Source organism: Burkholderia sp. BCC1047, from assembly GCF_902833155.1.
GTDB classification, from domain to species: Bacteria; Pseudomonadota; Gammaproteobacteria; order Burkholderiales; family Burkholderiaceae; genus Burkholderia; species Burkholderia sola.
The window spans coordinates 116,120-142,836 of record NZ_CADFEH010000007.1 but is presented as its reverse complement, the minus strand read 5'-3'; the positions used below and the strand labels follow the sequence as shown (position 1 = coordinate 142,836).

26 protein-coding genes and 1 pseudogene are annotated in these 26,717 nt (G+C 66.2%); 9 read left to right on the top strand and 18 right to left on the bottom strand.

Features of this window, described 5'->3' with window-relative positions:
* The first annotated feature begins 4 nt into the window (after positions 1-4).
* Positions 5-692 (top strand): annotated as a pseudogene (locus HWX55_RS10445) (CmcI family methyltransferase).
* On the opposite strand, the gene HWX55_RS10440 reads toward HWX55_RS10445, so the two are convergent.
* The 6 genes from HWX55_RS10440 to HWX55_RS10415 form a co-directional block, all read right to left on the bottom strand.
* Positions 649-1,857, bottom strand: a complete 1,209-nt coding sequence (locus tag HWX55_RS10440; protein WP_175975524.1) for a glycosyltransferase — start codon at positions 1,855-1,857, stop codon at positions 649-651. The pseudogene HWX55_RS10445 and the gene HWX55_RS10440 overlap by 44 nt on opposite strands.
* A gap of 7 nt (positions 1,858-1,864) precedes the next feature.
* Entirely contained in the window at positions 1,865-2,932 is a 1,068-nt protein-coding gene (locus HWX55_RS10435) for an asparagine synthase-related protein (protein ID WP_175975523.1), read from the bottom strand.
* Positions 2,929-3,807 (bottom strand): 4Fe-4S cluster-binding domain-containing protein, encoded by an 879-nt coding sequence (locus HWX55_RS10430; RefSeq protein WP_175975522.1) that lies wholly within the window; start codon positions 3,805-3,807, stop codon positions 2,929-2,931. Before HWX55_RS10430 ends, HWX55_RS10435 begins: the two co-directional genes overlap by 4 nt.
* 1 nt (position 3,808) lies before the next feature.
* Positions 3,809-4,807, bottom strand: a complete 999-nt coding sequence (locus tag HWX55_RS10425; RefSeq protein ID WP_175975521.1) for a phosphotransferase — start codon at positions 4,805-4,807, stop codon at positions 3,809-3,811.
* Positions 4,808-5,557, bottom strand: a complete 750-nt coding sequence (locus HWX55_RS10420; RefSeq protein WP_175975520.1) for an FkbM family methyltransferase — start codon at positions 5,555-5,557, stop codon at positions 4,808-4,810.
* Positions 5,558-5,787: 230 nt separating this feature from the next.
* Entirely contained in the window at positions 5,788-7,380 is a 1,593-nt protein-coding gene (locus tag HWX55_RS10415; protein WP_175975519.1) for an ABC-F family ATPase, read from the bottom strand.
* 170 nt (positions 7,381-7,550) lie between these two features.
* Between HWX55_RS10415 and HWX55_RS10410 the strand changes: the two genes are divergently transcribed.
* The gene (locus HWX55_RS10410) at positions 7,551-8,003 is read left to right on the top strand and encodes a lipocalin-like domain-containing protein (RefSeq protein WP_175975518.1); all 453 of its coding nucleotides are present in this window, start codon (positions 7,551-7,553) and stop codon (positions 8,001-8,003) included.
* A gap of 93 nt (positions 8,004-8,096) precedes the next feature.
* Here HWX55_RS10410 and HWX55_RS10405 read toward each other — a convergent pair whose 3' ends face one another.
* A complete protein-coding gene (locus HWX55_RS10405; protein WP_175975517.1) occupies positions 8,097-10,406 on the bottom strand; it encodes an AsmA family protein in 2,310 nt (769 codons plus the stop codon).
* A 152-nt stretch (positions 10,407-10,558) separates the two neighbouring features.
* Here HWX55_RS10405 and HWX55_RS10400 point away from each other — a divergent pair, with 152 nt between their 5' ends.
* Together HWX55_RS10400 and fetB are read left to right on the top strand one after the other, a co-directional pair.
* The gene (locus HWX55_RS10400; protein WP_175975516.1) at positions 10,559-11,260 is read left to right on the top strand and encodes an ATP-binding cassette domain-containing protein; all 702 of its coding nucleotides are present in this window, start codon (positions 10,559-10,561) and stop codon (positions 11,258-11,260) included.
* Positions 11,257-12,060: an iron export ABC transporter permease subunit FetB gene (gene fetB / locus HWX55_RS10395; RefSeq protein ID WP_027784553.1), complete on the top strand. Its 804-nt coding sequence runs from the start codon at positions 11,257-11,259 to the stop codon at positions 12,058-12,060. The genes HWX55_RS10400 and fetB overlap by 4 nt, the downstream gene beginning before the upstream one ends.
* Before the next feature lie 34 nt (positions 12,061-12,094).
* Here the strand turns inward: fetB and HWX55_RS10390 are convergent, their stop codons facing one another.
* The 3 genes from HWX55_RS10390 to HWX55_RS10380 all read right to left on the bottom strand — a co-directional run bounded on the left by HWX55_RS10390 (position 12,095) and on the right by HWX55_RS10380 (position 14,519).
* A complete protein-coding gene (locus tag HWX55_RS10390) occupies positions 12,095-12,568 on the bottom strand; it encodes a PliI family lysozyme inhibitor of I-type lysozyme (RefSeq protein ID WP_175975515.1) in 474 nt (157 codons plus the stop codon).
* A 225-nt stretch (positions 12,569-12,793) separates the two neighbouring features.
* Complete coding sequence (locus HWX55_RS10385) at positions 12,794-13,345, bottom strand: DUF6013 family protein (RefSeq protein ID WP_175975514.1); 552 nt, start codon at positions 13,343-13,345, stop codon at positions 12,794-12,796.
* Positions 13,346-13,502: 157 nt separating this feature from the next.
* A complete protein-coding gene (locus HWX55_RS10380; protein WP_175975513.1) occupies positions 13,503-14,519 on the bottom strand; it encodes a zinc-binding alcohol dehydrogenase family protein in 1,017 nt (338 codons plus the stop codon).
* Positions 14,520-14,643: 124 nt separating this feature from the next.
* Between HWX55_RS10380 and HWX55_RS10375 the strand changes: the two genes are divergently transcribed.
* Complete coding sequence (locus HWX55_RS10375) at positions 14,644-15,594, top strand: LysR family transcriptional regulator (protein WP_175975512.1); 951 nt, start codon at positions 14,644-14,646, stop codon at positions 15,592-15,594.
* Between the two features lie 169 nt (positions 15,595-15,763).
* The gene (gene serB, locus HWX55_RS10370) at positions 15,764-16,609 is read left to right on the top strand and encodes a phosphoserine phosphatase SerB (RefSeq protein WP_050015547.1); all 846 of its coding nucleotides are present in this window, start codon (positions 15,764-15,766) and stop codon (positions 16,607-16,609) included.
* Positions 16,610-16,696: 87 nt separating this feature from the next.
* Here serB and HWX55_RS10365 read toward each other — a convergent pair whose 3' ends face one another.
* From HWX55_RS10365 to HWX55_RS10345, 5 genes are all read right to left on the bottom strand, one after another.
* Positions 16,697-17,878, bottom strand: coding sequence for a cystathionine beta-lyase (locus tag HWX55_RS10365; protein ID WP_175975511.1), 1,182 nt, complete (start codon positions 17,876-17,878; stop codon positions 16,697-16,699).
* 113 nt (positions 17,879-17,991) lie between these two features.
* Entirely contained in the window at positions 17,992-18,534 is a 543-nt protein-coding gene (locus tag HWX55_RS10360) for a hypothetical protein (RefSeq protein WP_124593058.1), read from the bottom strand.
* A 119-nt stretch (positions 18,535-18,653) separates the two neighbouring features.
* Positions 18,654-19,580, bottom strand: coding sequence for a sugar kinase (locus HWX55_RS10355; RefSeq protein ID WP_050015553.1), 927 nt, complete (start codon positions 19,578-19,580; stop codon positions 18,654-18,656).
* 3 nt (positions 19,581-19,583) lie between these two features.
* On the bottom strand, positions 19,584-20,945 hold the full coding sequence (gene rimO / locus HWX55_RS10350) for a 30S ribosomal protein S12 methylthiotransferase RimO (protein WP_175975510.1): 1,362 nt from the start codon (positions 20,943-20,945) through the stop codon (positions 19,584-19,586).
* A gap of 391 nt (positions 20,946-21,336) precedes the next feature.
* On the bottom strand, positions 21,337-21,777 hold the full coding sequence (locus tag HWX55_RS10345; protein WP_175975509.1) for a hypothetical protein: 441 nt from the start codon (positions 21,775-21,777) through the stop codon (positions 21,337-21,339).
* A 635-nt stretch (positions 21,778-22,412) separates the two neighbouring features.
* Between HWX55_RS10345 and HWX55_RS10340 the strand changes: the two genes are divergently transcribed.
* The 3 genes from HWX55_RS10340 to HWX55_RS10330 all read left to right on the top strand — a co-directional run bounded on the left by HWX55_RS10340 (position 22,413) and on the right by HWX55_RS10330 (position 23,676).
* Positions 22,413-22,667, top strand: a complete 255-nt coding sequence (locus HWX55_RS10340; protein ID WP_124593055.1) for a hypothetical protein — start codon at positions 22,413-22,415, stop codon at positions 22,665-22,667.
* Between the two features lie 151 nt (positions 22,668-22,818).
* Positions 22,819-23,343, top strand: a complete 525-nt coding sequence (locus HWX55_RS10335) for a hypothetical protein (RefSeq protein WP_175975508.1) — start codon at positions 22,819-22,821, stop codon at positions 23,341-23,343.
* A gap of 57 nt (positions 23,344-23,400) precedes the next feature.
* A complete protein-coding gene (locus HWX55_RS10330; RefSeq protein WP_089435108.1) occupies positions 23,401-23,676 on the top strand; it encodes a hypothetical protein in 276 nt (91 codons plus the stop codon).
* Between the two features lie 264 nt (positions 23,677-23,940).
* Here the strand turns inward: HWX55_RS10330 and phaR are convergent, their stop codons facing one another.
* From phaR to HWX55_RS10315, 3 genes are all read right to left on the bottom strand, one after another.
* Positions 23,941-24,507, bottom strand: coding sequence for a polyhydroxyalkanoate synthesis repressor PhaR (phaR, locus tag HWX55_RS10325; RefSeq protein ID WP_011549704.1), 567 nt, complete (start codon positions 24,505-24,507; stop codon positions 23,941-23,943).
* 119 nt (positions 24,508-24,626) lie between these two features.
* Positions 24,627-25,367 (bottom strand): 3-ketoacyl-ACP reductase, encoded by a 741-nt coding sequence (locus tag HWX55_RS10320; RefSeq protein WP_006491801.1) that lies wholly within the window; start codon positions 25,365-25,367, stop codon positions 24,627-24,629.
* A gap of 148 nt (positions 25,368-25,515) precedes the next feature.
* A complete protein-coding gene (locus HWX55_RS10315; protein ID WP_069620830.1) occupies positions 25,516-26,697 on the bottom strand; it encodes an acetyl-CoA C-acetyltransferase in 1,182 nt (393 codons plus the stop codon).
* Positions 26,698-26,717: the final 20 nt, after the last annotated feature.

Here is a 26,717-nt window from a genome sequence, read left to right as displayed (position 1 = left end):
GACCATGTCAGAGCGTCCTTCGGCCCGCATGCGGGACATCAACATCGAATGGCTGACGCGCGCCGCCGAATTCGGCCATCTGTTCCAGACCCGCTGGCTCGGCGAGCGCTTCTTCCATCTGCCCGGCGACATGCTCGCGCTCCAGGAACTGATCTGGCGCGCGCGCCCCGACTGCATCGTGCAGACCGGCATCGCGGCGGGCGGCGGCGTCGTGTTCACCGCGTCGATGCTGGAGCTGGCGGGCACCGAGGGCTGCGTCGTCGCGATCGAACCGCGCCTGCGCGACGAGGTCCGCCAGCGCCTGCAATCGCACCGGCTCGCCCATCGCATGGTGCTGATCGAAGGCGAATCGTGCGCGGCCGACACGCTCGCCTCGGTGCGTGCGCAGATCCACGACGGCGCGCGCGTGATGGCGATCCTCGATCTCACGCATACGCACGCGCACGTGCTGCGCGAACTCGAATGCTATGCGCCGTTCGTGACGCCCGACAGCTACGCGATCGTGATGGACACCATCATGGAGTACCTGCCCGAGTCGATGTTCGACGGCAAGCCGTACGGCCGCGGCAACAATCCGGCCCGCCACACGCGAATTTCTCGCGCGCGACGACCGGTTCGACATCGACCACGACATCGAGGACCGCGTCCTCATGACGCTGTCGCCAGGCGGCTTCCTGAAGCGAGTGCGCTGATCAGGCGGGCGGCTTGCGCGGAGCCGTCGCGCGCGGCATAGCTGTCGCGGATCCGCGCCGCCTGCTCGCGCAACGATCCGGGACGCAACAGGCGTTCGAGCGCATCGGTGATGGCCGCGACGCCGGCCTGCTGCAGATCGAGCACGCAGCCCGCGCCGGCCCGCTCGACGAAGTGCGCCGAATGAAACTGGTCGTTGCAGAACGGCGACAGCAGCATCGGCACGCCGCACGCGAGCGACTCCATCACCGAATTCGCGCCGCCGTGGCTGACGAACGCGTGCGTACGCCGCAGCAGCGCCAGTTGCGGCACGTAACGCGCGGCGATCACGCGCTCGTCGCCGGCCGGCAGCAGATCCGAATCGACCAGTTCGCCGACCGACAGCACCAGTTGCGCAGACGTCGCGCGCGTCGCGTCGATGACCTTCGCGAACACCTCCGGGTGGTAGTAAAGCTGGCTGCCGAGCGACATGTAGACGAGCGGACGATCCGCGTCCAGGCGTTCCCATGGAAATGCCGTCTCGTCGCCGCGCGGGCCCGACGGCATCGCGGGGCCGACCAGTTCGACACCGGGCGGCGGCGCGCCGACCAGCGCGTCGGTCGTGAACGCGAGCGTCAGGTGCGGCGACAGCACGTCGCAACCGCGAAAGCGTGCGTCGAGGCCGTAGCGCGCGAACAGGCGCGTGCGTTCCGGTTCGAGCCATCGCACCGTGCGCAGCAGTTCCGAATCGAGATCGTCGGGCAGCACCGGATTCAGCGAATTCGACATCGACACCCACGGTAGCCCTTGCAGCTCGGCCGCAATCGCCGCGGCGTAGAGCAGCGGGTCGATCACGACCACGTCGGGCTGCCAGTCGCGCAGCACCGCGCGGATGCCGTCCACCTGTGCGGGCGCGAGGTCGATCAGCAGCGTGCGGATCCAGTGCCGCAGCCAGTCGGCGTCGCGAATGTTCGCGGCGAAGCTCGCGCCGCGCGACAGGTCGTGGCGCTCGGGCGTCTCGCGCGGCCCGACGAACGCGAAGTCGCCGGCGCCGTCGAGCTGTGCGCTGATGTCGGCCGGCGCATAGAACGCGACGTCGCAGCCGGCCGCGCGCAAATGCTGGGCCGGGCCGATGCACGGATTGACGTGGCCCTTCTCCGGCACCACGCAGAACAGGATGCGTTTCATCAGCGGCTCAGGTTGGGCGATGCGCGGCATCGGGATGAAGGCGGTCGAGATGATCGAGGAGCAGTGTCAGCGTCGTCCACAGCACGCGTTCGGTATCCGTCTGCAAAGCGGGCGCGGCAAGGCCAAGCGTGTCGGCCAGCGCATGCGTGCGGTCGCGATCGAGCAGCGGCGCCAGATTCATCGCCGGCGCGAGCCGCCCGCGCTTCGGGCCGTGCACGAGACGCTCCGGCAAGTTCAGGCGCGCGCCGAGATCGCGCAGGCACTGCTTGTCCGGGTCGGGCGCGATGCTCGTCAGATGCGCGACGACGGCGGCGTCGACGAACGGCGGATGCAGATCGACCGACGCGGCGTCGAACAACGCATGGCACAGCGGCAGATAGTTGGCCGACCGGTCGCGGCGCAACACCTGGTCCGCGCCGTCGCCGGTAATCGCCACCTCGACGCCGTCCGCCGCCATCGCGTCGGCCAGCAGCAGCTTCGCGACCGGGTGCAGGTTGAACATCGGCTCCTCGACCGCGTAGGTTGTCCTCGGCAGCGCCGCGATGAAATCGGCCTCGTTCGCGCGCACGATCTTCACGTTCGCCTGCATCTGCGCGGCGAGTTCGAGCGCCGCGTCGCGTTCGCAGTAATCGGGCATGTCGGTCACGAGGATGTAGGCCGTCACGTGTCGCAGCGCGCCGAGTTCGCGCAGCAATGCGAGCAGCAGCGCCGAATCGAGTCCGCCGCTCAGCGCCAGCGCGACGCGCTTGCCGCTGTCGAGCGCGCGTTGCAGCGACGCGCGCAGCACGGCGTCGAGGTCTGAATGCTGCGGCCGCTCCGGTGCCGGCTGCACCGTCAGCCCTTGCGGCGACCGGATCAGTTCATGACCGGGCGGCACCGCGAGCACGTCGCGCAGCACGGTGCGGCCGATCAGGCGCTCGCCGCTCAGGTAGCCCGCGATGGCGGCCGTGTCCGGCGCGCCGGCCGGTTGCCCCGACGCCCGCAATACGGCGCGGATGCCGGACGCCGACACGCCGCTGCGCGGATGGTAGTGCAGCCGATCGAAACCGAACGGGTCGCGCGCGCCAACGATCATGGATAACGAGCCTTCAAGGTGTTCACTTCGATGCGTTTCAGGATGCGATGCGGCGCCACCGGCGCGCTGCCGCCCTGGCAATGCAGGCAGGCTTCGAGCGGCGTCTCGCGTTGCAGATAGGCGAGCATCGCGTCGAGCATGCCCGCGTCGTCGCGCAGCGCGAGGCCGTCGGCCTGGAAATCCTTCTCGCCCTTGTACAGCGTGTGGAAGTGCGCGGGACGCGTGCACGTGTAGAACATGCCGTCGCGAATCATATGGCAGCGCTCGCGGATCCAGCAATCGTGATACAGGCGCCGGGCTTCGTCGCGATCCGTGCCGGGCTGTGCGCGGTTCATCGTCGTGAATACGTCCTGCACCTTCCAGTTCAGCCGTACGTCGAAGCGCGCGGCCTGACGCTCGACATGCGCGATCAGGTCGGCGGAAAGCGCGGGTTTCGGATAGCGCGAGATCGTCAGTGCATCCACTGCCTGCCAGAACGCGTCGGGCATCTCGCCGAGCTTCAGCCCGTTCGTCGTGACCGAGATCACGGGCGCGATGCCGGTGCCGCGCACGCGGTCGACGAGTTCGACGAGCGCCGGATGCAGCAGCGGTTCGCCGCCGACCAGCTTGAACATGCGCGGACGCAACACCTTCGCGGCCTTGCGCAGATCGGCTTCGATCGATTCGGGGCTCGCGTACCACTCCGGCAACAGCGGCGACAGCGAGCAGCATTCCGCGCAGGTGAGGTTGCAGTGATCGACGATATGCGCTTCCAGCGAGCGCGTCTGGACGCGCCCGTCCTCGACGCGGTAATCGCGATCCAGCGGCGGCGGAAACACATGCTGCCGCTCGTCGGCGCGCAGCGGATTCGGGATCTCGTTCGGATTCGCACTCACATCAGCTTCCTGCTTCCACGCAACGGGAAAAGAAATCGATCAGACGGCCACGCGCGTCCACCATCGCGGACGCCATCGTCACCGCGCCGTTCAGGTGCGACGCGAAGCGCGACGGATCGTCGAGCCAGCCTTGCACGATCCACAGCTTGAGCGCGTGCTGCACGCATGCGGCATCCACCGCCCACGCGATGTGCGCCGGGTTCACCGGCCGCACGCGTCGGTACGCACGCACGAACGCTTCCGCGAGGTGCGGCGCTTCCAGCGGCAAATGATTCAGGCAGCGCACCAGCTCGTATTCGCGCGGCGCGCCGATCGACGCTTCCCAGTCGACGATCAGCGGCGGCAGCGTGCCCGTGAACAGATAGTTGAACTGGTTGTAGTCGTTGTGGATCGGGTGCTGCGGATCGTTGGCCGGAAACGCATCGATGCTGCCCGGATAGTAGCGGTCGAGCATGCGCAGCGCGAGATCGACGTAGCGGCGCAGGTTCGCGGCGGCGGTGGCGCTCGCATCGGCTCGATCGAGTGCGTCCAGCAGGCTGCGGCGCACCGCGTCCGCGTCGATCGAGGTCAACCGTGCGCGGATCGTATCGAGCGACGGCAGGTGCAGTCGTTCGAGGCTCACGTGCAACGCGGCCAGGCTCGCGCCGAGCGCGTCCCATTCGGCTGGCGAGAACGTATCGTAGGATTTGAATTGCCCGGCTTCCCAGCGCGTCAGCATCGCATGGGAATGTTGTCCCGACCAAAGCGATTCGCCGGACGTCGTGCGCTTCAGCGTCTGCACGTGGAAGCGCGTATCGCCATGCGTTTCCAGATGCGCGAGGACGGCGGCTTCCTTGACTGCGCGCGCATGGTGTTCGAGTTCATAGAGTTTGACCGCCACGCCCGCGCCGCTGCTGGTCGGCAGATGCCACACCCGCTCGCTGACCTGCGTCGGCGGGCCGCCGCGACCGAGCCCATAGGCATCGCGAATCTCGTCGAAGGTGACGGCGAGCGAATCCATTCAGATATGCTCGGCCGGCCCGTGCCGATACGGATGACCGGTCAGGAACGTGTTGTGTCCGACGTAGCGCAGCTTGTACATCGCCGGCCGGAACAACACCGACGGATCGTTGCTCGCGATGCCGAGCAGCGGGTACAGGTCGTGTCGCACGAAGAACGCGTTGTTGCCCATGTCGTCGCAGCAGACGAGTTCATAGCCTTTCTGGCGGCCGAGGTGCACGAGCGATTCGAGGCTCGCGCCGTAATAGGTCGAGCCGTCCCATTCGTGGTCCGGATTGAAGCACATGACCCAGCGCTCGGGCGGCGTGTAGTACGGGTTGTATTCGATCACGACGATGCGCGGCTGGAACGCCTGCAGGCCGCGCCACACCCAGTAATCGTTGCCGTCGATGTCGATCGACAGCAGGTCGAAGTCGGTCGGTACGTTCGCATCGGCGAGCAGTGGATCGACCGTATCGGGCTGCACGCGATCGTGGTGCAGGCGGACGCGCTCCGCGCCCGCGTAGTGCGCGACAAGCTTGCCGAACCGGTATGCGCTGCCTTCCACGAGGACGCCGGCCCAATCCTGTTCGCGCAGCAGCCGCGCGGTGTTGCTGTTGCGCAGGCCGTCGCTCGCGCCGATATCGACGCAGAAGCGGTTGGTCGGCGCGATCCGCTCCATCAGGCGCGACAGGATGCCCTCCTCGGTGCCCTGCGCGTACAGGCTGGGCGCAAGGCCGGACAGGTCGAGCGGGAGAGGATGGTCCTGCATCGAGGGCGACTCCGGGGTGAAATGGGGAATGATGGGGGCGTTGGGTGGGTAATTTACCTGAAGTCGATTACGCGGAGGAAACTGGAAAGCGCCGCGCGGCGGGGTTTGGCCGCGGGGAAATGAAAAAGCCCGCATCGACATGGCTGTCGATGCGGGCCTGTAGCGCTTCTGGCTCGCTCCGTGCGGTGATGCCTAAGCTCGACTCACGACCGGAGGAAACCTCGGGACACTTACTCCTGCCCCTGACTCGTCAGGAACTCCTCATAATTCCCACCGAAGTCGAACAGCGTCCCGTCCGTCTTCACTTCGATGATCCGGTTCGCCAGCCCGCTCACGAACTCGCGGTCGTGCGACACGAAAATCAGCGTGCCTTCGAACTGCTCGAGCGCGATCTGCAGCGACTCGATCGACTCCATGTCCATGTGGTTGGTCGGCTCGTCCATCAGCAGCACGTTGTGGCGGCCAAGCATCAGCTTGCCCCAGATCATGCGGCCCTTTTCGCCGCCCGACAGCACCTTCACCGACTTCCTGATGTCGTCCGACGAGAACAGCAGGCGGCCCAGCGTGCCGCGCACCATCGTTTCGTCGTCGCCGTCCTTGCGGTACTGGTCGATCCAGTCCATCAGCGTGATGTCGTTCGGGAATTCCTCGTACGTGTCCTGCGGCATGTAGCCGACGTTCGCGTTCTCGGACCACTTCACCGTGCCGTGATCGAGCGGCAGCGCGCCGAGCAGCGAACGCAGCAGCGTCGTCTTGCCCGCGCCGTTCTCGCCGATGATCGCGATGCGCTCGCCCGGCTGCACCGACAGGTTGAAGTTCTGGAAGATCGTGCGCTCGTACTTCTTCGTGATCTCTTCGGCGACCACCGCGACGTTGTGCAGCTTCTTCTCGAACTCGAAACGGATGAACGGATTCTGGCGCGACGACGGCTTGAATTCCTCGATCTTGATCTTGTCGATCTGCTTCGCGCGGCTGGTGGCCTGGCGCGCCTTCGACTTGTTCGCCGAGAAGCGGCGCACGAAGTCCTGCAGTTCGGCCACGCGTTCCTTCGCACGCGTATTCGCCGCGGCCTGGCGCTCGCGCGCCTGTGCCGATGCGAGCATGTAGTCGTCGTAGTTGCCCGGCCAGACCTTCAGCGTGCCGAAGTCCATGTCGGCCATGTGCGTGCATACCGAGTTCAGGAAGTGACGATCGTGCGAGATGATGATCATCGTCGAGTTGTACTCGTTGAGCGTCTGCTCGAGCCAACGGATCGAGTTGATGTCGAGGTTGTTGGTCGGTTCGTCGAGCAGCAGCACGTCCGGCTTCGAAAACAGCGCCTGCGCGAGCAGCACGCGCAGCTTCCAGCCCGGTGCGACGTCGGCCATCGTGCCGTTGTGGAACTTCTCCTCGATGCCGATGCCCAGCAGCAGCGCACCCGCGCGCGCTTCGGCGTCGTAGCCGCCGTATTCGGCGAACTTGCCTTCGAGCTCGGCCGCGTGCATGTAGTCGTCGTCGGTGGCTTCCGGGTTCGCGTAGATCGCGTCACGCTCGGTCATCGCGGCCCACATCTCGGTGTGGCCCATCATCACGACGTCGAGCACGCGCACGTCTTCGTACGCGAACTGGTCCTGGCGCAGCTTGCCGAGGCGGACGTTCGGCTCCAGCGCGACGTTGCCGGCGCTCGGCTCGAGGTCGCCGCCGAGGATCTTCATGAAGGTCGACTTGCCACAGCCGTTCGCGCCGATCAGACCGTAGCGGTTGCCCTCGCCGAATTTGACCGAGATATTCTCGAACAAGGGCTTCGGCCCGAATTGCATCGTGATGTTGGCAGTAGAAAGCACGGCAGGTCCCGTTAAGAGAGAAATCGACGGAAAACCGTGTATTTTAGCAGGTGTCGGAGAAACTGCCGACCGCCCCGCCCCGGCAGCGTATTCCCGGCCCTCACGCCCGCCGCCCGGCGGCCCGTCAACATGACGGCACGCGCGTCACCGCCGTCTCACCGGAATCCCGCATGCTCGCCAGCCAGCTTCGCGAACAACTCGTCGGCGCATGGCGCCTCGTCTCGTACGAAATCCGCCCGCGCGACGGCAGCACCGTCACCTATCCGCTCGGCCGCGACGCGCGCGGCTGGATCCTCTACACGCCCGACGGCTACATGTCCGCACAACTGATGGCGGCCGGCCGCCCGCCCTACGCGGACGGCGACCTGCAAGGCGGCAGCGTCGAGGAGCGCGCGGCCGCGGCGCACGGCTACATCGCGTATTCGGGCCCCTTTAGCGTCGACGACGACGGCACGTTGACCCATGAAATGGACGTCAGCCTGTATCCGAACTGGATCGGCAACGTCCAGCAGCGTGTCGTCAGCCTGGATGGCGACCGGCTGCAGCTCGGCACCGCCGGACCGGTGCGGATCGCCGGCCGGGAGGTCGAACCGGTGATCGTCTGGGCGCGCGCCCGCCGCTGAGCGCGCTGGCAGCGCAGCGCGGCCGACGCTCAGCCAGGCGCGGCAACGACGCCGAAGCCGCACGGTCGCGCATGCCGCGCCCGTGGCCGCGCGTCACTTGCCGGCCTTCGCCGCCCCCTTCTGCGCCGCCTTGGCCTTCATCTGCCCGAACAGTTCGGCGCACGGCACGTCGCGGTTGTTGCTCGGCGCGATCAGCGGGATCAGCGCCGCGAACGGGTTGAGCAGCCCGAGTCCGACCATCGCGCCGGCGCGCAGCGCGAGCGCGCCCGCATCGACGCCGACCTTCGGGTTCTTGAACGTGCCCTTCGCATACAACGGCGAGCGCAGCGAGAAGATCCGGAAGCCCTTCGTGTGCGGATGGATCTTCAGGTCGATCGATTCGTCGCGCAGGTTGATCGGGCCGTCGACGTTGATCAGCGCATCGTCGGTATCGAGCGCGAACACCTTCGGATCGAGCATGCCGTCGGTCGCCACGAAGTCGATCGCCGCGCAGTTGATGTTGACGTCGCGGTTGCCGAACAGCTTCTCGTAGACGACGTTCGCGACGTTCAACCCCGCCGCCTCCATCAGCAAGCGGCTGATGCGGCCGTTGGTGATCAGCGCCTTCACTTCGCCGGTCGACGTCGCCGCGAGCGCGGCCGGCGAGTTGCCCGTTGCCGACAGCGACGCATCGCCGTTGATTTCGCCGAGGGCCGTCTGCATCACCTTCTGCGTCGGGAACAGTTGCTTGAGCTTCAGATGCCGCGCGGCCAGCGTGAAGCGGCCCTTCAGCGGCGTGCGGCTGCCGTCGAGATGCGCATTCGTCGCGAGCGTGCCGCCCGCGACGCCGAACTGCAGCGGCTCGAGCGTCAGCACGCCGTCCTGCAGCAGGATATGCGTATACAGGTCGGTGATCGGCAACTGCGGGCTCTTGATCAGCTTGCGGCCGGTGAACTTCACGTCCGCATCGATCGCGCTCCACCGTTCGGTGCGGAACGCCGCGACCGGCAGCACGCGGTCCGGCGGCTGGCGCGTCGTGTCGCCGCGCTTCTTCTTGCTGGCGGCCGAGTCGGCGCCGATCACCGGCGCGAGGTCGGAGAACTGCAGCAGGTTCGACACGAGCTCACCCGACAGCTTCGGACGCGGCTCGCGCTGCGCCCACGTCAGCGTGCCGTGCAGATCGCTGCCGCCGACGCGCCCGTTGAAGTTCTCGTAGCGGAACGTGCTCGCATTTTGCTTGATCTGGCCAATCAGGCGCCCCTCCGTCGCATACGGCGGCGTGTCGGGCAGCGTGATGCCGGTCAGCTGGTAGAGATGCGACATCGACGTGCCCTGCAGCCACAGTCGCAGGTCGAGCGCCGCCAGATGCATCGGATCGGTCAGCGTGCCGACGATCGCGAGCCGCGTGTCCCCGGCCTTCACGTCGGCCTGCAGCGGGAACGGCTGCGTCGCGTTCTCGATCGCCAGCACGCCGCCCACCTTGCCGGTGCCGGTGACCGGCACGTTCTTGTAGCGGCCGTCGAACTTCAGGCCGAACGCATAGGTCGGGCCGGACGGCTTCGCGGGCACGGTGGCACCGGAGGCGGCCGATGCGCCGCTCGCGCCGGATGCGGACGCAACCGTCGATGCGGACGAAGCCGTATTCACCACGGACGCAGGCAGCACACCCGATGCGGACCCGGACGTCGATGCCGCGCTCGGGACCTGCGCCGCCGATGCGCGGGATGCATCCGACGCAGCCTCGGCGTTCGCCTTCGCGCTCAATTGCGCGGCGCCGCGCTTGCCGACGCGCTGGGCGGACGCCGCGCGCGACTTCTGTTCCTGCTCCTTCAGCACGTCGCCGAGCGGGATCGGCTGGCCGAGCGTATCGATCCCGATCGTCAGATCGGCCTGGGTGATCGCATCGCGATAGACGACGGTACCCTTCGCGAACCCGAAGCTGTCGAGCCGCACTTTCCACTTGTTCGGTTGCCCCGATTGCTTGAACTGGAAGGTCCATGTATTGCTGCCGTCCGCGCGCCGTTCGAGATCGACGGCAGGATTGACGACGTCGATCGAAGGGATGACGATTTCATGCGCCAGCAGCGGCAGGAGCGCGAGATCGAAGTGCGCGGCATCGAGCGTGACGAACTTGGGCGCCTGCGCCCAGTCGGGATTGCCGATCTCGAGTTGCGTGGCCGAGAAGCTCGGCCAGGGTATCCATGCACGCCAGCCGGTCTCGCCATCGGGACGACGCCAGCCGACCTTGATGTCGCCGTTGATCGCAAACGGGCGGCCGAGCGCGGTACTCACGTGTTCGTTGACCCACGGTTTCGCGCGGTTCCAGTCGAACGTGAGAATAAAGATGCCGGCCGCCGCGATGAGCACCGCGACGATACCGACGATCCATGCAGCCGATTTGCCGATGGTTCGGGTTAGCGTCATGGCGGTTCCGTTGTTGTTCTGAAGCGTTGCCGCACGATGCCGGGCCGCTTGCGTGGACGAACGGCGCACGACAACGGCGACTTTTCAATGGGTATTATGGCGCACGACATGGCGGCCTTTCGGCGCCATTAACGCTTTTTTTCATTTGTGACATGACCTCCCCCACCGGCCTCATCGACGCGCAGCACATCACGCGGCGCGACACCAGCAGCGGCAAGACGCTGCTCGCTCCGACCGATTTCAGCCTCGCCGCGGGATCGCAAATTGCTATCACCGGACCATCCGGGTCGGGCAAGAGCGTGCTGCTGCGCGCACTCGCGCTGCTCGATCCGCTCGACGGCGGCCACCTCCTGTGGCGCGGCCGCCGGATCCGGCGCAGCGCGATTCCGCGCTATCGGCGCAGCATCGCCTATGTCCGCCAGCGCCCCGCGCAGATGGACGGCACCGTCGAATCGCAGTTGCGCTACCCGTACTCGCTCGCGATCTATCGCGACGTCGCGTTCGATCGCTCCCGCGCCGAAGCGCTCGCCGCGCAGGCCGGCCGCGGCGCCGATTTTCTCGACAAGCGCGCGAGCGACCTGTCCGGCGGCGAAGCGCAGATCACCGCGTTGCTGCGCGTGCTGCAGCTCGATCCCGACGTGCTGCTGCTCGACGAGCCGACGTCCGCGCTCGATCCCGAATCGGCGCGCGCGATCGAAGCGCTCGTCGGCGCGTGGTTCGACGCGGCGCCCGACGCCCGCGCGTACATGTGGATCTCGCACGATCCGGCCCAGGCCGCGCGGATCGGCACGATGCGGCTCGTGATGCAGGCGGGCGTCCTGCATGCGGCGAACCCGACGGAGGCCGCGCAATGAGCCCGGCCCTGCAGGACCTGAGCCTCGTCGACGTCGGCATCGCGGCCGCGCTCGTCGCCGTCAACGGCGCGATCTCGGCGGCGCTGTCGCTCGGCCTCGGCCGCAAGCTCGCGCTCGCGGCGGTGCGCACCGTCGTGCAATTGCTCGCGATCGGCTACGTGCTCGGCTGGGTGTTCGGCCATCCGCACTGGTACGTCGTGCTGCCGCTCACCGCGCTGATGACGCTGATCGCCGGTTTCGCCGGCGCGGGGCGCGGCAAGCGCACGTATCGCGGCCAGCGCATCGACAGCATCGCGTCGATCTGGTTCAGCAGCTGGTTCGTCGCGGCGGTCGGACTGTTCGTCGTGATCCGCATCCATCCGTGGTTCGCGCCGCAATACGCGATCCCGATCCTCGGGATGATTCTCGGCAATACGCTGACGGGCGTCTCGCTCGGCGTCGAGCGGATGATGGAAGAACTCACCGCGCGCCGCGATCGTGTCGAGACCGCCCTCGCGCTCGGGGCGACGCGCTGGGAAGCCGCGCAGGACGCCGCGCGCCAGGCCGTGCGCGCCGGCATGCTGCCGACGCTGAACCAGATGGCGGTGGTCGGCGTCGTGAGCCTGCCGGGGATGATGACGGGCCAGGTGCTGGCCGGTCAGTCGCCGCTGCAGGCCGTGCGCTACCAGATCGTGATCATGTTCCTGATCGCGGCGGCGTCCGCGCTCGGCACCGTCGGCGCGGTGCTGATGACCTATCGCCGGCTGTTCTCGGCCGATCACCGCTTTCTCGCGTCGCGGCTCGAAGAGCGAACGCACTGACGCGCGGCGGCGGCACATCGGGCGATCGGTGCGATCAGTGCGCGCCGCGTCGCTTGCCGATTGCCTGCCGAAGGGCGGCCGCGATATCCGCGTCGGGCGCGAGCCCGTCGACCGATGCGACGAGCCGCACCGCGCGCGGCGTCGTCACATACGCCTGCGCGCCGACGTAGCCGCCGCTGCCGGCCGAGCGCGTGGTCACGACGAGCGCCTGCGGCGCGCGTGCGCCGAGGTCGGCCGTGTACGCATCGGCGACGGTACCGTCGCGCGCGTGCAGCGTGCCGGTCACGTAATCGTCGGTATCGAAGCCCGGGGCGGCATGCGCGGTCGAATACACGCGCACCGCGTAGCTGCCGGTCGAGCACGGTTCGAGTGCGCCGCTGGATACCACCGCCACCTGCTGTCGCGACGGCAGCTCGACCTTCTTCACGAAACTGCACTCGTCGGCCGCATGAGCGTGCGCGGCGACGAACGCAATGGCGGACAGCACCGCACGCATTCGAAGTTTCATCGGGATGTCGTGACGGAAAGGAAAGAATGCGGGCGAGCATAACGTGACATCCGCATGACGTCACGCAGCGCCGTTGCACGGTCGGCGCGCCGTACCGCGAAGCAGATAGCGGAAACGCATGGCAACGGCGGCGCGGCGCGATCTGCTCGCGTGCCGCCCTGCTCGTTCCGCCAAATCGAACCGGTTGCGCGCGCACCGGACGAAACGCCGGCCCACGCGCGCCGCTCAATGCTTGATCGACACCGTCACCTTGGTGCCGTCGCTCATCGTCACGGCCTTCGACCCGCCGTTGGTCGGCAGCGACACCCACTTCACCTGGCTCACCGACACGACGTCCGGACACTGCAGCGACTTGCCGCCGGCCGTCACGCTGCGCATGCCCTTCGGCGCGGCCGCCTGGAAGCTCAACTGCACGTTCGCGACACCCTTCGCGTCGACCGACGGCGCGAGCCGCACCTGGGTCTGCCGCACCATCGCGCCGTTCGCGTCGCGCGGCAGGTTGTCGGCGTTCGGGCAGCCGTCCGGCATCGCGACCGCGCCGCTCGGCGGCACCGACTTCCAGTTGAAATCGTCCGTCTCGCCCGAGCGAATCTTGCGGGTCTCCTGCGTATTGCCGAAGGTCTTCGAGTCGACCTTGACGGTGTATTCGAGCTGCCCCCTCCCGCCGCCCTTCAGGCTGCCCTTGACCGGCGGCGCCGCGAATACGCTCGCGCTGGCGCACGCCGCCGCGAACACGACCGACCACGATGCGGCGACCGACAAGCTGCGTTGGCTCATGCTGACCTCCTTGTCATGCGGCGGCACGCGCGTGCCGCGGTTTTAGATGCATGATGCGTTGCCAGTCTACCGCCAAGCGGGGCGCAATGCGCCGCGAACGCATCGGGTGTTACCCCGCTTGCGTTCGCGGCGCCGCCGCCTTACGCGCGCTGCCGGCTCAGAAGCCGCTCAGCACGAGCTTGCCGATCGCGCGCCCGCCCTCGAGCATCCGGTGCGCGCGCCGCACGTTCTCGGCATTGATCGCGCCGAGCTGTTCGCCGAGCGTCGTGCGCAGCGTGCCGCCGTCGACGAGCCGCGCGACCTCGCTCAGGATCTTGTGCTGCTCGATCATGTCCGGCGTCTCGAACATCGCGCGCGTGAACATGAACTCCCAGTGAAACGCGGCGCTCTTCGCCTTCAGCAATTCGACCGGCACCGGCTTCGCGTTCTCGACGATCGTGCAAATGCCGCCCTGCGGCCGGATGACTTCCGCCGCGGCCGGGAAATGACGGTCGGTATCGTTGAAGATCAGTACGTAGTCGACGCTCGGATGCCCGGTCTCGCGCAATTGCGCCGGCAAATCGCCGAAATGGTCGACCACCGCATCCGCGCCGAGCGTGCGCACCCATTCGGCCGATGCCGGCCGCGACGCGGTCGCGATCACGTGCAGCTTGCCGAGCGTCTTCGCGAGCTGGATCGCGATCGAGCCCACGCCGCCCGCGCCGCCGATGATCAACACGGACTTGCCGGCGTCCGCGCCCTGCGGCGACACGCGCAACCGGTCGAACAGCGCTTCCCACGCGGTCAGCGCGGTGAGCGGCAGCGCGGCCGCCGCCGCGAAGTCGAGCGTGCGCGGCTTCAGCGCGGCGATCCGCTCGTCGACCGCATGGAATTCGCTGTTCGCGCCGGGCCGCATGATGCTGCCCGCGTAGAACACTTCGTCGCCGGGCCGGAACAGCGTGACGTCGGCGCCGACCGCGACGACCGTGCCGGCCGCATCCCAGCCGAGCACGCGCGGCGTCTCCTCGACCTGCGGCTTCGGCGCACGCACCTTGGTGTCGACCGGGTTCACGGAAATCGCATCGACTTTCACGAGCAGGTCGCGCGAGCCCGGCACGGGCTGCGGCAGTTCGACGTCGAGCAACGCTTGCGGGTCGTCGATCGGCAGATAACGGGTCAATCCAACGGCTTTCATCTCGATACTCCTTTCAGGGGATACGGCAGGCTGCGGCGCAACCTCCATGCGTGCCATCGTAGGCAACCCGATCATTCGAGAAAACCGCTATATTTCCTGAAACATTTTCAGGAATTTCAGAATAATGACGTCCGATCCGACGCCTGATCCCATTCCCGCGCCCGACAAGCCGCTCGACCTGCTCGACGTCGCGCTGTTCGTGCGCGCGGCGCTGCTCGCGAACGTCAGCGCGGCCGGGCGCGAATTCGGCGTGTCGGCCGCGGTCGCGAGCGCGCGCATCGCCCAGCTCGAACGCCAGCTCGGCGCGCGGCTGCTGCACCGCACCACGCGCCGCATCAGCCTCACGCAGGACGGCGAAATCTTCATGGCACGCGCCGACGCGCTGCTGGCCGCCGCCGACGCCGCGCGCGCGTCGGTCGGCCGCGGTCGCAGCGAGCCGTACGGGCGGCTGAAGGTGTCGATGTCGTCGTCGTTCGGCCGCCAGCACGTCGCGCCGGTGATTCCGGCGTTCCTGCGCCGCTACCCGTCCGTGTCGCTCGATTTGCGCCTGTCCGACGAGATCGTCGATCTGGTCGACGACGGCTACGACGTCGCGATCCGCCTCGGCGCGCTGAAGGATTCGACGCTCGTCGCCCGCAAGCTCGCCGCCAACCGCCGCGTGCTGTGCTGCTCGCCCGCCTATCTCGCCGAACACGGCACGCCGCGGCATCCGGCCGATCTGACGCAGCACGAGTGCGTGATCCTCGGCGACCAGCGCGACTGGTCGTTCGCGACGCCGCAGGGCCCGCTCACGGTGCGGGTCGGCGGCCGGCTCGTCGCGAGCAACGGCGAGGCGATCCGCGAAGCGCTCGTCGATGGCTTCGGGATCGCGATCAAATCGACCTGGGACGTCGGCCCGCTGCTCGCGAGCGGCGCGCTCGTCACCGTGCTCGACGACTATCCGTTCGCGGACGACGTCGCGATCTGGGCCGTCTATCCGAGCCGCGCGCACGTGCCGCTGAAAACGCTCGCGTTCATCGCGTTCCTGGCCGAGCATTTCGGCGATCCGCCGTACTGGGATCGCGCAAACGGGTGACCGCCGCCGTACCGCGCCCGGTTTCGCGCCGGCGCCGGCCGCCACGCGCGACCAACCGGCTACAATGGCGCGTTCGCGACGCACTGGCCCGCAGCCGCACGGGGCCCGCGCGCGCAGGCGGCCACCCGTGGGCCGCGCACGTCATTCATTCGCTTCCCAACCACTCGTCATGACCCACAATCTCGTCATCCAGAGTCTTGCGCCGCTGTCGGACGCCCATCACAAACCGCTGCTCGCGCTGTCGCGCGGCACCCGTGTCGTGCAGACCGACGATCACGCGCTGCGCATCGAAAACGCGAGCCCGGCGCAACGCCTCGACATCGACGCGTACTGCGGCACGCATGCGCTCGACTTCGGCTTCGTCGAGGCTGGCCGCACGCTCGGCGATTTCGGGCTCGCGGTGATGGACATGGATTCGACGCTGATCACGATCGAATGCATCGACGAGATCGCCGATTTCTGCGGGCTGAAAACGCAGGTCGCGGAGATCACCGAAGCGGCGATGCGCGGCGAGATCCGCGATTTCAACGAAAGCCTCACGCGCCGCGTCGCGCTGCTGGCCGGGCTCGACGCGCACGCACTCGAGCGCGTGTACGAAGAACGGCTGCAACTGTCGCCGGGCGCCGAGACGATGCTGGCCGGCGTGAAGGCCGCCGGCCTGAAGACGCTGCTCGTGTCGGGCGGCTTCACGTTCTTCACCGAGCGGCTGAAAGCCCGCCTCGGCCTCGACTACGCGCACGCGAACACGCTCGAGATCGTCGACGGCAAGCTGACCGGCAAGGTGCTCGGCGAGATCGTCAACGCCGACGTGAAGGCGCGCCTGCTGCGCGACACGTGCGCGTCGCTCGGCCTCGAGCCGAGCCGCGCGATCGCGATGGGCGACGGGTCGAACGACCTGAAGATGATGGCCGAAGCCGGGCTGTCGGTCGCGTTCCACGCGAAGCCCGTCGTGCGCGATGCGGCGACCGTCGCATTCGACCATGTCGGCCTCGACGGGCTGCTGCGCCTGTTCTGATCCCGCGGCACCGTCAATGAAAAACGCCGGCGCGATGCGATATCGCGCCGGCGTTTCGTTTTTCTGCCGGACGTTGCCGGCGTGCAATCAGCCGAGCGTGGCCTGCATCGCCCGCTCGATGTCGGCGCGCAAATCCGCTTCGTCTTCCAGACCCACGTAGAAACGCACCAGCGTGCCGCGATGCGGCCAGTCCGGACGCATCGACGCGACGTCGTAAGGCATCGCGAGGCTGCACGCGCCGCCCCAGCTCCAGCCGATCGCGAACAGCTCGAGCGACTCGACGAAACGGTCGATCTGCTCCGCGCCGTAGCGTGCGTCGAACACCACCGAGAACAGCCCGCCCGCGCCCGTGAAATCGCGCATGAACGACGCATGCCCCGGGCAGTCGGCGATCTGCGGGTGCAGCACCGTCGCGATCTCCGGCCGCGCCTTCAGCCACTGCGCGAGGGCGAGCGCGCTCTTGCTGTGCGCATCGAAGCGCACCTGCATGCTCGGCAGGCTGCGCAGCACGAGCGAGCAATCGTCGACCGATACGCCGATCCCGCAGCGCATCCGCGCGAGCTTCAGCTTCGCGTGCAGTTCCGCATTCGCGGTGATCGTCGCGCCCATCAGCACGTCGCTGCCGCCCGACTGATACTTGGTCAGCGCCTGCACCGAAATGTCGACGCCATGCGCGAACGGCTTGAACGCGAGCCCCGCCGAAAAGGTGTTGTCGATCGCGGTGACGATGCCGCGCGCCTTCGCGGCGGCCGTGATCGCCTGCACGTCGGGCACTTCCATCGTCACCGAGCCCGGCGCCTCGAGCCAGATCAGCCGCGTGTTCGGCTGGATCAACTCGGCGATGCCGGCGCCGATCAGCGGATCGTAACCGCGCACGGTGATGCCGAAATCGTTCGCGAGCCAGTTGCCGAAATCGGCGTTCGGGCCGTACACGTTATGCGGAATCAGCACGTCGTCGCCCGCTTTCACGATCCCGAAGTAGACGTTCATGATCGCCGCGAGGCCCGACGGTTGCAGCAGCGCGTGCGTGCCGCCTTCGATCTCGGCGAGCCGCTGCGCGAGCGCGAGCGACGTCGGCGTCGCGTGCAGCCCGTAGCGCCACTGGTTGTCGTCGTGCCAGACCAGCGCGCGCATCGTCGCGAGATCGGGGAACACGACCGTCGACGCGCGCGCGACCGGCGGCACGAACGAACGGAAGCCTTCCGGAATGACGTCGTCGGGTTGAACGATGCGGGTTTGCAGCGCGCGCTTGGGAGTGGATGCAGTCATGACTGGGGGCCGGGCACGAGGCCGTTCGGTTGCGGAATATGTCGTTAGAGTAGCCAAAATCGGCGCGCTTGGCCCGGTACAATGCGCGCCGCGCGCACCGAGCCAGCACGCGCTCAGTCGTCGGTACGCAGGTTGACGACGCCGCCCACCGTCTCGATTTCCTGCACCCGGCCGTCGCGCACCTGCAGCGCCGCGCGCTTGCCCGGCGCCAGGTGCAGCACGACCGGCTGCGGGTCCGATTCGTCCGAATTCATCCGGTCTGCCTTCAGGTCGCCCGTCGCGTCGAAGCGGCCGATCCATACGCCGGTGATGTTCGTGCCGTCGTTCGACTCCTCGATCTCGAGCGTATCGCCGTCGCGGTCGCCCGCGAGCAGCACGACTTCGCCCGTGTCGGCGAACTGGTATTCGCCGTGCACGCCTTCCTCGTCCGTCTTCGGGCCGAGGTGCACGACGATCGGCCGATCACCGAGCGTGCCTTCGTAGCGCGGCAGGCGGGCAAACTCGGGATTCGGCTTCAGCGGCCGCGCGGGCGCCGGTTCATCCTGCTGCACGCCCGGTGCGACCGCCTGCGCGGCGACCACCGTCGGCATCGCGATGCCCGCTGCCAGCGCACCCGCGACGACGAGCGCCCGTTGCCATTCCGAATATCGACCCACCTTGTGTTGCTCCTTGCTTCAGATTCGCCCGACCATCGCGGACCGCGCCGGGCCGGGACCCGGTTCCTGCATGACCGCGCAAACCTGCGCCGCGAATGCGCGGGCGGGCGCGTGTCGCGTCAGCCCTGCATCAGGCGTTCCACCGCATCGCGGTGCGGAATCGGCGCGACCGCGCCGTAACCGGTCGTCGACAGCGCCGCCGCCGCGTTCGCATAACGCGCGGCCGCGAACGGATCATCGCCCGCGACGATCCGCGCGACGAACGCACCGCCGAAGCAGTCGCCCGCACCGGTCGCGTCGACGGCCTCGACCGCGAAGCCCGGCACGACGCGCCGTTCGTGCGGCGTCGCGACATACGCGCCTTCCTTGCCGAGCTTCAGCGCGACGACCTGCGGCCCGTGTTCGAGCATCGCGTCGACGATCGCGTCGCGATCGTTCGCGCCCGTGAGCGCCGTGACGTCGTCCCAGCTCGGCAGGCAGATGTCCGTCTGCCGCAGCGCCTCGCGCATCACCGCACGGGCACGCGGCAGCGGCCACAGCTTCAGGCGCAGGTTCGTGTCGAAGCTGACCTTCGCGCCGCTGCGACGCGCATGGTCGATCGCCGCGAACGCCGCGTCGCACGCGGCCGTGCTGATCGCCAGACTGATGCCCGACAGGTGCACGGCCTTCGCGGCCGCGAGCGCGTCGAGCGGCAGGTCGGCCGTCGCGTAGCGGCTCGCCGCCGACCCCGCGCGCAGATAGTCGAACTGATGGCCGTCGGCGCCGTGCGTGACGAAATACACGCCGGTCGGCGCCGAGCGGTCGATCCGCACGTACGTCGTGTCGACCTGCTCCGACGCCCACATGTCGGCCAGCAGGCGGCCGAACGGATCGTCGCCGATCGCCGACACGAAGCCCGTCGATGCGCGCTGGCGCGCCGCCGCGATGCAGAAGTTCGACGTGTCGCCGCCGAAGCCCTGCAGGAATTCAGGACGACCCGGCTGCGACTGGTTGAATTCGATCATCGCCTCGCCGAGCGCGAGGATCTCCGGGAATGCGGCGGCCATCGCTTACACCTCGCCCCACAGATCGTGGCCGTCGGCGCCCGTGATCTTCACGGACACGAAATCGCCGACCTTGTAGCGCTTCGACGCCTTCGCCGCCGGCTCGACGTAGACGACGCCGTCGATCTCCGGCGCATCGGCTGCCGTACGGCCGATGCCGCCTTCCGCGCTGACTTCGTCGATCAGCACCTTGAGCGTCTTGCCGACCTTGCGCTGCATGCGCTTTGCCGACACTTCCTCCGCCACTTCCATGAAGCGCGCGCGACGCTCCTCGCGGACCTCGTCCGGCAGCGCGCCATCCAGGTCGTTCGCGGTCGCGCCTTCGACCGGCGAATACGCGAAACAGCCGACGCGATCGAGTTCCGCTTCGCGGATGAAATCGAGCAGCGTTTCGAACTGTGCTTCCGTCTCGCCAGGGAAGCCCGCGATGAACGTGCTGCGGATCGTCAGGTCCGGGCAGATCTCGCGCCACTTCTGCACGCGCTCGAGCACCTTCTCGGCGTTCGCCGGCCGCTTCATGCGCTTCAGCACTTCCGGATGCGCGTGCTGGAACGGCACGTCGAGATACGGCAGCACGTGGCCCTTGAACGGGCCTTCGGCCATCAGCGGAATCACTTCGTCGACGCTCGGGTACGGATACACGTAGTGCAGGCGCACCCACGCGCCGTACTGCGCGGCGAGTTCGCCGAGCGCGGCGACCAGGTCGGTCATGCGCGTCTTGATCGGCTTGCCGTTCCAGAAGCCCGTGCGGTACTTCACGTCGACGCCGTATGCGCTCGTGTCCTGCGAGATCACGAGCAGTTCCTTCACGCCCGACTTGAACAGGTTCTCGGCTTCCAGCATCACTTCGGCGACCGGACGCGACACGAGGTCGCCGCGCATCGACGGGATGATGCAGAACGTGCAACGGTGGTTGCAGCCTTCGGAGATCTTCAGGTACGCGTAGTGACGCGGCGTGAGCTTGATGCCGGCCGCGGGCACGAGATCGACGAACGGGTCGTGCGGCTTCGGCAGGTGCGAATGCACGGCCTGCATCACCTCGCCCACCGCGTGGGGGCCGGTGACGGCGAGCACCTTCGGGTGGACTTCCTCGATCAGGTTCGAGCCGCTCGCGCTCGATTTCGCGCCGAGGCAGCCGGTGACGATCACCTTGCCGTTCTCGGTCAGCGCTTCGCCGATCGCGTCGAGGCTTTCCTGCACGGCTTCGTCGATGAAGCCGCAGGTGTTCACGACGACGAGGTCGGCGCCGTCGTAGCTGCCGGAGATTTCATAACCTTCGGCGCGCAGTTGCGTGATGATTTGTTCGGAATCGACGAGCGCTTTCGGGCAGCCGAGGGATACGAACCCTACTTTGGGGGATTGGGACATCTGGAATGGGGGGCGTGGCAGCAAAAGCGTGAGTTTACAGCGATTTAGGGTCCAGCGACCCAAAATGAATGACGGGCGGTTGCGGGAACCGGCACGTTCGCCGCCCACGCAAATCGTGCGCGGGACAACTCTATGCCGGATGCAGCGACGGCGGAACGCGAGCCCATGTAATGGACACTCGCGTTCAAGCCCCCGACCCCAATATCCTTTCCGAACACCGCACTGGATCTCACCGGGCTGGTTAGGTGTAAGACAGCCTCGAGCTTATTGCTTTCAGACAATCACGGGAATTCAAATGACTTAGCCATGTAATCGAGTGTAGGCGTGCCCACCGGCAGTTACGATGGTGCGCCGAACAAGTAGATCGGCGCACCATCGAAGTATGTGTCAGTCACTTCTTGAAAGAATCCTGGGGGACCGGAACCGGGCTCCAGATCTCCGCATCCGATGCGTTTGCCGCGAATGTCCAGATGGGCGTGCCATTCGCGACCTTTCTCCATTGAAGGTCGAAGACAAGTTGCGAATTGGTCACGTTTTCGATGTAGCCCGATTGCGTGTCATCCGATTGCGGGTCGAATTGCCATTGCTGAGAGGCCGACGCGTGGTTTTTCACGTAGGTGTTCAGGGCAAGGTATTGTTCGTCGGATACCGTTCCGCAGTCGATGGCGAGCGTGGGGTCGCTGTGCAGCGTGATTCCGCCATCCGATTGGAAATCCCACTCTGTATACAGATGGTCGGTACTGGCGGGAACGAGCACCACCCTGTTGCCTTTGACGCGATCGGTGACGCCGATGATCCAGTTGGTATCGGCCGTGTAATAAATTTTTGCCATTTTTTCCTCTGAGAGGTAATTGAATGAGTCGATAAATCAATGCTTCCTTCCCGACAGCAGCCTCACACGGAAATCATCCTTTCCGTAATATCCGTGATGTACCTGCATATAATCGACTGAAAATCATCGTCTTATTGGCAAGGTTCGAGGATGGGCTTCTGCCTGGGATAAACATTATGCCGATCACATCGCCGAATCAATTACATGCGATTACGCGACAGGATGGCGTTGTCGCATAAATCGGGCGAGCAGCTGTTACGTGGCAACGCGCCGGCCAGCCCGCTCGCCGCGCACGACACGCCTGCCACTCGGCGGCCGATCGCATACGAAATCCTTTTAAACACTGCCCCGTTGTCAAGAAGAACTGCTTTTCGACAGCCTGCCCGTCGCCGACGACGCATTCAACGGACATCCTGATGCGACGAGAAAATTGAGCATCAGAAGAAGATCGGCCTGACACTGCCGGGGGGCGTTCTGCTGTTGGGTAACGCGGAGCTTGTCGCGAAAGAGCACACGCACATCCGGAGATGTGAAGCTGTGGTCAAGCGTATCGCACAAAAATCGGCACGGATTCGCGGCGCCGCTATGCGAAAATCGAAGCCATCGCTCTCTTCCATCCACTCAACGGGATTCGCATGACCACCCACATCACGATCGAATTCACCGAACACGCCGCAGAAGCCATCGGTGAGCAGACCAGCACCAGCTTCTCCTACGACCAGGGTGCCCACGTGCCGCAGCCCGGCGATTTCGTCGAGCTCGAAAATTCCCGGCAGACGTTTCTCGTGATCGGCCGCGTGTTTTCGCTCAAGGCCAACTACAGCGCGGTCAAGCTCGTTCTGGATCTGCCGCCGCCGGATGGCGAAAACGGATTCGATCCCGAGTCGTGACGCTTCCCATCCCGTGACGAAATCGCAAAACGCCCGCCAAAGCGGGCCCGTACTCGATCCGATGCGCACTTCGAATACGTCGGTGCCGTCAGGCACCGTTTGAACCAGACCGCATCGTCGCCATCGCCGATCAGCCGCAACGCCACATCGAGTGGCGGCCAGCCGGTTGTCGGCGCGGGCGCGTCACTATCGCTATCGACCGCCCCCTCACGCACGCAGCCTGCACACCGCCGTTATCGCATGCCTGCGCCAGCGCCTCGCAGAACGGCACCGGGCGAATCTTCCCACCATCGACCGCCCTCACCGCGGTACTGACAAACCGCACCGCCCGCCCATCCTCGCTCTGGCTGCAGCGATGCTGCACGTGTACCGCATCTCATTTTCAAAAAAATCCGGCCAATCAAATAAAAATAGAGAAATAAATAAAAATAACCGCAAGCGACGCCACAACAAAAAATCATCAACCAAAAATAATCGGCGGATCTATTTATCCTCACCCCCCCTTTATTCCCAGCCCTCACCCTCCAGCACAACACAATTCACCAGAATAATTCAAAACACTCAACAATCCAAAAAAACCATTTCCAAATCCGCCATCCCCATTCAACACCCGATTAATCTCCGATACATTTCACGTCGATCAGACATCGGCACCTATTCGGCCAGCCAATACTGAACCGTGCATGACCCGCATCACAACCCCAGCAATCCACTCATTCACCAAGGAAAGACCATGAGAAAACTCGCGGCCACCCTCGTTTGCGCCATGACGCTTGCTGCATCCTCGTACGCGTCCGCGGAATCGCTTTGCAAGGCAGGCAAGATCGACAAGATCGAAACCGATACGAGCGGCAACCTCCTCGTATCCATCAACGATGGCATTTACTCGTTCAGCGCCAAGGAAGTTTTCCCGATCATCTACTCGGCATTTTCCGAAAATAGAAATCTCTTTATTTACGGAAATAACTGCTCGAACGGATCGGCGGCAAGCCGCTTTGCAGTTCGATAAGCCGGCCGAAATTCCGGCCATCGGCATCTTTTACAATCAGCGCTTTATCTGATATTCGGCCGACCAGGCTTTGCCGGTCGGCCTTGTGCGTTTTATTTGCACTGAGGCGCTACGGCACGACGACGCCCATGCACGCGCGTGCGATGCCGCCGTGCGAACAATCGTTCCGCGACGCGGCCCGTTGCCGTCCCGAATGGGTCGTCCCAAACGGCCGTCCCGCACGATGCCGGCGCGACACTTTGCGCGTCCACGCCGGCTCGCCGCTTACTTCTTTTCGGGCTCCGGCGCGCCCGGCTGCTTGAACGGGAACGTGCTGAACATCGACTTCGCCTGGTTCTGCATCTGCTCCTGCATCTGCACGAACATGTTCTTCGACTGCTCGATGTAGCTGGTCATCATCCCTTGCATCATCGGCGCCTGCATGTTCATGAACTGCGACCAGACTTCCGGATTCATCGCGTTACCTTCGTAGAGGTTCTTCGATTGATCCGCGAGCTTGTTCTGGATGTCGATGAATGCCTGGATGTTCTTTTCCAGGTACGTGCCCATCATGCCCTGCATCGCATGACCGTAGAAACGGATGATCTGCGACAGCATCGACGACGAGAACATCGGCACGCCACCGCTTTCCTCTTCGAGGATGATCTGCAAGAGGATGCTGCGCGTCAGGTCTTCATTGGATTTCGCATCGACGACCTTGAAATCCTCCTGCTCCAGCACGAGTTGCTTCACGTCGGTCAGCGTAATGTACGTGCTTGTCTCGGTATCGTAGAGCCGGCGGTTCGGGTATTTCTTGATGAGCCGTTCGGCCGTCTTCTTTGTAGTAGTCATGTAACGCCTTTGAGTGCAGCGTAGCGCAAGTGACGAATCCCCGCCGCCCGAATCCGGGAGGCGGGGGCCTTCGGAAAACGCCCGGCTGCGCGGCCGTCCGGCTCGCGCAGCCCGGACGCTCAGCCCATGTGCAGGCCGCCGTTCAGCGAGAAGTCGGCGCCCGTCGCGAAGCCGGAATCGTTCGACGCGAGCCACGCGACGATCGAGCCGATTTCCTCCGGGCCGCCGAGACGCCGCACCGGAATCGTCGCGACGATCTTCTCCAGCACGTCCGGACGGATCGCCTTCACCATGTCGGTGCCGATGTAGCCCGGCGACACGGTGTTGACCGTCACGCCCTTCGTCGCGACTTCCTGCGCGAGCGACATCGTGAAGCCGTGAATACCGGCCTTCGCGGTCGAGTAGTTGGTCTGGCCGAATTGCCCCTTCTGGCCGTTCACCGACGAAATGTTGATGATGCGGCCCCAGCCACGTTCGACCATGCCGTCGATCACCTGCTTCGTCACGTTGAACAGGCTCGTCAGGTTGGTGTCGATCACGGCCGTCCAGTCTTCATGCGTCATCTTGCGGAACACGACGTCGCGCGTGATGCCCGCGTTGTTGACCAGCACGTCGATCTCGCCGACTTCGGCCTTGACCTTGTCGAACGCTTCCTTGGTCGAGTCCCAGTCGCCGACGTTGCCTTCCGACGCGATGAAGTCGTACCCGAGCGCCTTCTGGTCCTCGAGCCATTTCACCCGGCGCGGCGAGTTCGGGCCACAACCTGCGACCACCTTGAAGCCGTCTTTCGACAGGCGCTGGCAGATGCTGGTGCCGATGCCGCCCATCCCGCCCGTTACGTACGCAATTCGCTGAGACATAAATCTCACTCCATTTTTTGGTTTCGAGAGCTGCCGGAGCCCCCTCTGACTTCACGTGACGCCGGCCGAAGCCGCAATCGGCCGGCGCACGAATTCGGTTCGCCAGTGGCGAACGGCCGGTGACGGAGAGCCGGTTACGGACGGCCGGTCACGGACGCTCGACCGCGAGCGCGACGCCCATCCCGCCGCCGATGCACAGCGACGCCAGCCCGCGCTTCGCGTCGCGCTTGACCATCTCGTGCAGCAGCGTCACCAGGATCCGGCAGCCCGACGCGCCGATCGGGTGGCCGATCGCGATCGCCCCGCCGTTCACGTTCACCTTCGACGTGTCCCAGCCCATCTGCTTGTGCACCGCCAGCGCCTGCGCCGCGAACGCTTCGTTGATCTCCATCAGGTCCAGGTCGCCCGGCGTCCAGCCCGCGCGCTCCAGCGCCCGGCGCGACGCCGGCACCGGGCCCATGCCCATCACGCTCGGATCCACGCCCGCGTTCGCGTACGCCTTGATCCGCGCCAGCGGCGTCAGGCCCAGCGCCGCCGCCTTCTGCGCCGACATCACCAGCACCGCCGCCGCGCCGTCGTTCAGCCCCGACGCGTTCGCCGCCGTCACCGAGCCATCCTTCGCGAACGCCGGCTTCAGCCCGGCCAGCGACTCCGCCGTCACGCCGTGCCGCACGAACTCGTCGGTCGCGAACTGCAGCGGCTCGCCCTTGCGTTGCGGGATCGACACCGGCACGATCTCGTCGTCGAAGCGCCCGGCCTTCTGCGCGGCTTCCGCCTTGTTCTGCGACAGCGCCGCGAACGCGTCCTGCTCTTCGCGCGTGATCCCGTATTCCTTCGCGACGTTCTCCGCCGTGATGCCCATGTGGTACTGGTTGTACACGTCCCACAGCCCGTCGACGATCATCGTGTCGACCAGCTTCGCGTCGCCCATCCGGAACCCGTCGCGCGAGCCCGGCAGCACGTGCGGCGCCGCGCTCATGTTCTCCTGGCCGCCCGCGATCACGATCTCCGCGTCGCCCGCGACGATCGCGTTCGCCGCCAGCATCACGGCCTTCAGGCCCGAGCCGCACACCTTGTTGATCGTCATGCCCGGCACCGCGCTCGGCAGCCCGGCCTTGATCAGCGACTGCCGCGCCGGGTTCTGCCCCGAGCCGGCCGTCAGCACCTGGCCCATGATCACTTCGCTGACCTGGTCGGGCTTCACGCCCGCACGCTCCAGCACCGCGCGGATCACCGTCGCGCCCAGTTCCGGCGCCGCAATCTTCGCGAGCGAGCCGCCGAATTTGCCGACCGCGGTCCGCGCGGCCGATACGATCACTACATCCGTCATTTCCCTTTCCTCCAGGCCCG

Coding starts and splice junctions, on each gene's coding strand:
- HWX55_RS10380 (WP_175975513.1), bottom strand. CDS start 14,519: ATGAAAGCCGTTGGATTGACCCGTTATCTGCCGATCGACGACCCGCAA.
- HWX55_RS10340 (WP_124593055.1), top strand. CDS start 22,413: ATGACCACCCACATCACGATCGAATTCACCGAACACGCCGCAGAAGCC.
- HWX55_RS10320 (WP_006491801.1), bottom strand. CDS start 25,367: ATGTCTCAGCGAATTGCGTACGTAACGGGCGGGATGGGCGGCATCGGC.
- HWX55_RS10425 (WP_175975521.1), bottom strand. CDS start 4,807: ATGGATTCGCTCGCCGTCACCTTCGACGAGATTCGCGATGCCTATGGG.
- HWX55_RS10440 (WP_175975524.1), bottom strand. CDS start 1,857: ATGAAACGCATCCTGTTCTGCGTGGTGCCGGAGAAGGGCCACGTCAAT.
- phaR (WP_011549704.1), bottom strand. CDS start 24,507: ATGACTACTACAAAGAAGACGGCCGAACGGCTCATCAAGAAATACCCG.
- HWX55_RS10410 (WP_175975518.1), top strand. CDS start 7,551: ATGCTCGCCAGCCAGCTTCGCGAACAACTCGTCGGCGCATGGCGCCTC.
- HWX55_RS10330 (WP_089435108.1), top strand. CDS start 23,401: ATGAGAAAACTCGCGGCCACCCTCGTTTGCGCCATGACGCTTGCTGCA.
- HWX55_RS10390 (WP_175975515.1), bottom strand. CDS start 12,568: ATGAAACTTCGAATGCGTGCGGTGCTGTCCGCCATTGCGTTCGTCGCC.
- fetB (WP_027784553.1), top strand. CDS start 11,257: ATGAGCCCGGCCCTGCAGGACCTGAGCCTCGTCGACGTCGGCATCGCG.
- HWX55_RS10345 (WP_175975509.1), bottom strand. CDS start 21,777: ATGGCAAAAATTTATTACACGGCCGATACCAACTGGATCATCGGCGTC.
- serB (WP_050015547.1), top strand. CDS start 15,764: ATGACCCACAATCTCGTCATCCAGAGTCTTGCGCCGCTGTCGGACGCC.
- HWX55_RS10365 (WP_175975511.1), bottom strand. CDS start 17,878: ATGACTGCATCCACTCCCAAGCGCGCGCTGCAAACCCGCATCGTTCAA.
- HWX55_RS10385 (WP_175975514.1), bottom strand. CDS start 13,345: ATGAGCCAACGCAGCTTGTCGGTCGCCGCATCGTGGTCGGTCGTGTTC.
- HWX55_RS10375 (WP_175975512.1), top strand. CDS start 14,644: ATGACGTCCGATCCGACGCCTGATCCCATTCCCGCGCCCGACAAGCCG.
- rimO (WP_175975510.1), bottom strand. CDS start 20,945: ATGTCCCAATCCCCCAAAGTAGGGTTCGTATCCCTCGGCTGCCCGAAA.
- HWX55_RS10405 (WP_175975517.1), bottom strand. CDS start 10,406: ATGACGCTAACCCGAACCATCGGCAAATCGGCTGCATGGATCGTCGGT.
- HWX55_RS10400 (WP_175975516.1), top strand. CDS start 10,559: ATGACCTCCCCCACCGGCCTCATCGACGCGCAGCACATCACGCGGCGC.
- HWX55_RS10435 (WP_175975523.1), bottom strand. CDS start 2,932: ATGATCGTTGGCGCGCGCGACCCGTTCGGTTTCGATCGGCTGCACTAC.
- HWX55_RS10355 (WP_050015553.1), bottom strand. CDS start 19,580: ATGGCCGCCGCATTCCCGGAGATCCTCGCGCTCGGCGAGGCGATGATC.
- HWX55_RS10420 (WP_175975520.1), bottom strand. CDS start 5,557: ATGCAGGACCATCCTCTCCCGCTCGACCTGTCCGGCCTTGCGCCCAGC.
- HWX55_RS10315 (WP_069620830.1), bottom strand. CDS start 26,697: ATGACGGATGTAGTGATCGTATCGGCCGCGCGGACCGCGGTCGGCAAA.